This window comes from Pseudomonas sp. (assembly GCF_049645325.1).
In the GTDB taxonomy this organism is placed as follows: domain Bacteria; phylum Pseudomonadota; class Gammaproteobacteria; order Pseudomonadales; family Pseudomonadaceae; genus Aquipseudomonas.
The window spans coordinates 1-4,463 of record NZ_JBARTQ010000393.1; the positions used below are offsets into that span (position 1 = coordinate 1).

4 protein-coding genes are annotated in these 4,463 nt (G+C 61.0%); 3 read left to right on the forward strand and 1 reads right to left on the reverse strand.

Annotated elements, in window-relative coordinates; genetic code table 11:
• Window positions 1–45: 45 nt before the first annotated feature.
• Entirely contained in the window at window positions 46–486 is a 441-nt protein-coding gene (locus WBB95_RS17025) for a GlcG/HbpS family heme-binding protein (RefSeq protein ID WP_424488657.1), read from the reverse strand.
• Window positions 487–754: 268 nt separating this feature from the next.
• Here WBB95_RS17025 and gcl point away from each other — a divergent pair, with 268 nt between their 5' ends.
• The 3 genes from gcl (at window position 755) to WBB95_RS17040 (ending at window position 4,391) form a co-directional block, all read left to right on the forward strand.
• Window positions 755–2,530 (forward strand): glyoxylate carboligase, encoded by a 1,776-nt coding sequence (gene gcl / locus WBB95_RS17030; protein ID WP_424488658.1) that lies wholly within the window; start codon window positions 755–757, stop codon window positions 2,528–2,530.
• A 10-nt stretch (window positions 2,531–2,540) separates the two neighbouring features.
• Window positions 2,541–3,323 (forward strand): hydroxypyruvate isomerase, encoded by a 783-nt coding sequence (hyi, locus tag WBB95_RS17035; RefSeq protein WP_424488659.1) that lies wholly within the window; start codon window positions 2,541–2,543, stop codon window positions 3,321–3,323.
• A 177-nt stretch (window positions 3,324–3,500) separates the two neighbouring features.
• Window positions 3,501–4,391 (forward strand): 2-hydroxy-3-oxopropionate reductase, encoded by an 891-nt coding sequence (locus tag WBB95_RS17040; RefSeq protein ID WP_424488660.1) that lies wholly within the window; start codon window positions 3,501–3,503, stop codon window positions 4,389–4,391.
• Window positions 4,392–4,463: the final 72 nt, after the last annotated feature.

Sequence of the window (4,463 nt, forward strand, 5' to 3'; positions counted from 1 at the left end):
TGGGAGCGGGCTTGCTCGCGAAGGCGCCAGCCCAGTCACCTCAAATCAAGCCGACACCCCCGCATCCGCCAACAACCCCACCGCCTCAATCGCAGTAATGGCGCACTGCTCGTCAATATCCGAGGTATCCCCGCTGATTCCGATGGCCCCCAGCACCACCCCTTCCTGATTCCGAATCAACACACCGCCCGGTGCCGGCACCACGCTGCCCTGCCCCAGGCTGTTCAACGCGGCGATAAACGCCGGGCGCTGTTGCGCGTCCAGCGCCAACAGGCGCGAGCCCTTGCCCAACGCAATGGCGCCCCAGGCCTTGCCGATGGCGATCTGCGGGCGCAGCAGGCTGGCGCCGTCTTCGCGTTGCAGGGTGACCAAATGGCCGCCGCTGTCGAGTACCGCGATGGTCAGCGGCGCAGCCGAAATCGTGCGGCCTGCGGCAAGGGCCTGCGCGGCCAGTTGGGTGGCGAGTTTCAAGGTTAAAGCGCTCATGGGTGCCGTCCTTATCTTGTTAGGGGTAAAGCGGTGGAGTTCTGTTTGATCAGAAGCTCGATCAAACAAATAGAACACAATGACATTTGTTTTTGTATACAATATTTTCGCACAAAGGCTCCACGCGTCGAAAAAATCCCCTGCAAAGGCCTTCCGACGAACGCAAAGGCCAGCGAATAAAATGGATTGACCTGCGCCGCTCGCCGTGAATACACTTTGACCAGACACCACTTGTATACAATTACAAAACGCAAGAGGCACCAAAACCATGAGCAAAATGAGAGCAATCGAAGCCGCAGTCCTGGTGATGCGCCGTGAAGGTGTCGATACCGCCTTCGGTATCCCGGGCGCCGCGATCAACCCGCTGTATTCGGCCTTGCAGAAGGTCGGTGGCATCGATCACGTCCTTGCTCGCCACGTTGAAGGCGCCTCGCACATGGCCGAGGGCTACACCCGCACCAAGGCCGGCAATATCGGCGTGTGCATCGGCACCTCGGGCCCGGCGGGCACCGACATGGTCACCGGCCTGTACAGCGCCTGGGCCGACTCGATCCCGATCCTGTGCATCACCGGCCAGGCCCCGCGTGCACGGATGCACAAGGAAGACTTCCAGGCCGTGGACATCACCAGCATCGTCAAGCCGGTGACCAAGTGGGCGACCATGGTGATGGAGCCCGGCCAAGTGCCGTACGCCTTCCAGAAAGCCTTTTACGAAATGCGCTCCGGCCGTCCAGGCCCGGTGCTGATCGACCTGCCGTTCGACGTGCAGATGGCCGAGATCGAATTCGACATCGACGCCTACCAGCCATTGCCGCTGGCCAAGCCATTGGCCACGCGTATCCAGGTCGAGAAAGCCCTGGCCCTGCTGGACCAGGCCGAACGCCCCTTGCTGGTCAGCGGTGGCGGCGTGATCAACGCGGATGCCAGCGAACTGCTGGTGGAATTCGCCGAATTGACCGGCATCCCGGTGATCCCGACCCTGATGGGCTGGGGCACGATCCCCGACGATCACCCGCAGATGGTCGGCATGGTCGGCCTGCAAACCTCCCACCGGTATGGCAACGCGACACTGCTCAAGTCGGACGTGGTGCTGGGCATCGGCAACCGCTGGGCCAACCGCCACACCGGCTCGGTTGAGTTGTACACCGAAGGGCGCAAATTCATTCACGTCGACATCGAGCCGACGCAAATCGGCCGTGTGTTCACCCCGGACCTGGGCATCGTCTCCGACGCCGGTTCCGCGCTGACGATGTTCATTGAAGTGGCCCGCGAGTGGAAAGCCGCCGGCAAGCTCAAGGACCGCAGCGCCTGGCTCAATGACTGCCAGCAGCGCAAGGCCACCCTGCACCGCAAGACTCACTTCGACAACGTGCCGGTCAAGCCGCAACGGGTGTACGAAGAGATGAACCAGGTGTTCGGCAAAGACACCTGCTACGTCAGCACCATCGGCCTCTCGCAGATTGCCGGCGCGCAATTCCTGCACGTCTACAAGCCACGCCACTGGATCAACTGCGGCCAGGCCGGCCCGTTGGGCTGGACCATTCCAGCGGCACTCGGCGTGGTCAAGGCTGACCCGACGCGCAAAGTAGTGGCGCTGTCCGGCGACTACGACTTCCAGTTCATGATCGAAGAACTGGCCGTGGGCGCGCAATTCAAGCTGCCGTACATCCACGTGGTGGTGAACAACTCCTACCTGGGGCTGATCCGCCAGGCCCAGCGTGGCTTTGAGATGGACTACTGCGTGCAGCTGTCCTTCGACAACCTCAACGCCCCGGAACTCAACGGTTATGGCGTCGACCACGTCGCCGTCGCCGAAGGCCTGGGTTGCAAGGCCCTGCGTGTGTTCGAGCCGAGCGAGATCCAGCCTGCCTTGCGCAAGGCTCAGGAAATGATCGAAGAATTCAAGGTTCCGGTGATCGTTGAGATTATTCTGGAGCGCGTGACCAATATTTCCATGGGCACCGAGATCAACGCCGTCAATGAATTCGAAGATCTGGCACTGGTCGGCAACGATGCGCCGACTGCCATTTCCCTGCTCGATTAAGGAGAACCCTATGCCGCGCTTTGCCGCCAACCTGTCCATGCTGTTTACCGAGCAGGACTTTCTCGCCCGTTTCAAAGCGGCCGCCGATGCCGGCTTCCAGGGTGTGGAATACCTGTTCCCGTACGAATTCAGCTCCGCCGAGATCAAGGCGCAACTGGACGCCAACGGCCTGACCCAAGTGCTGTTCAACCTGCCGGCCGGTGACTGGGCCAAGGGCGAACGCGGCCTGGCCTGCCACCCGGACCGGGTCGAGGAATTCCGCGCCGGGGTCAAGCTGGCCATCGCCTACGCCCAGGTGCTGGGCAACACCCAGATCAACTGCCTGGCCGGGATTCGTCCCGCCGGTGTAGAGGATGAAACCGTGGAAAAGACCTTCGTCGCCAACCTCAAGTACGCCGCTGAAAAGCTGCAAGCGGCGGGCATCAAGCTGGTGATGGAGATGATCAACACCCGCGATATTCCGGGCTTCTACCTCAACAACACCGCGCAGGCTTTGTCGATTCGCGAGCAGGTGGGCAGCGCCAACCTGTTCCTGCAGTACGACATCTATCACATGCAAATCATGGAAGGCGATCTGGCCCGGACCATGGCGGCGCACCTGGGTGAGATCAACCACATCCAGCTGGCGGACAACCCGGGGCGCAATGAGCCAGGGACCGGTGAGATCAACTACCGCTTCCTGTTCGAACACCTGGACCGCATCGGCTACACGGGTTGGGTCGGCTGTGAATACAAGCCGTTGACCACCACCGAAGCGGGTTTGGGTTGGCTCAAAACCCATAACGCGATCTAACAGACACAACACAAAACCCAAATGTGGGAGCTGGCTTGCCTGCGATAGCGGTCATTCAGTCACAGATTCATTGCCTGACACACTGCCATCGCAGGCAAGCCAGCTCCCACATTTGGATCTCCTGTGTTTTGGCAGGCTGCAGCAGTCTTGCCCACCTAATAACAAGAGGAATTTCTCATGGCTAAAATCGGCTTTATCGGCACCGGCATCATGGGCGAGCCCATGGCTGCGAACCTGCAGAAAGCAGGTCACCAACTGTTCCTCTCCGAGCACCACGGCAAAGCGCCACAAGCGCTGATCGACGCGGGCGCAGTGGCCCTGGCCAACCCGCAACAAGTGGCGCAGGAAGCCGAGTTCATCATCGTCATGGTGCCGGACACCCCGCAGGTCGATGACGTACTGTTCCGCGCTGACGGCGTGGCCGCTGGCCTGTCGCCGAACAAAGTGGTGATCGACATGAGTTCGATCTCGCCCACCGCCACCAAGGCGTTCGCGGCAAAAATCAATGAAACCGGCGCCCGCTACCTCGACGCTCCCGTGTCCGGCGGTGAAGTCGGCGCCAAGGCCGGCACCTTGAGCATCATGGTCGGTGGCGAGCCGCAGACCTTCGAGCGCGCGCTGGCGCTGTTCCAGAGCATGGGCAAGAACATCACGTTGGTCGGCGGCAATGGCGATGGCCAGACCGCCAAGGTCGCCAACCAGATCATCGTCGCGCTGAACATCCAGGCGGTGGCCGAAGCGCTGCTGTTCGCGGCGAAAAACGGCGCCGACCCGGCCAAAGTGCGTGAAGCACTGATGGGCGGTTTTGCTTCGTCGAAAATCCTCGAAGTGCACGGCGAGCGCATGATCAAGGGCACCTTTGATCCGGGCTTCCGCATCAACCTGCACCAGAAGGACTTGAACCTGGCGCTGGCCGGTGCCAAAGAGCTGGGCATCAACCTGCCGAACACCGCCGGCACGCAGCAGGTGTTCAGCACGTGCACGGCGATGGGTGGCGGAAATTGGGACCACTCGGCACTGATCAAGGGCCTTGAGCACATGGCGAATTTTTCGATTCGCGATAAGTAACACCCTTACCGCTCCTTGTTGAAATGCGATCCAAATGTGGGAGCGGGCTTGCTCGCGAAAGCGGTGTATCAG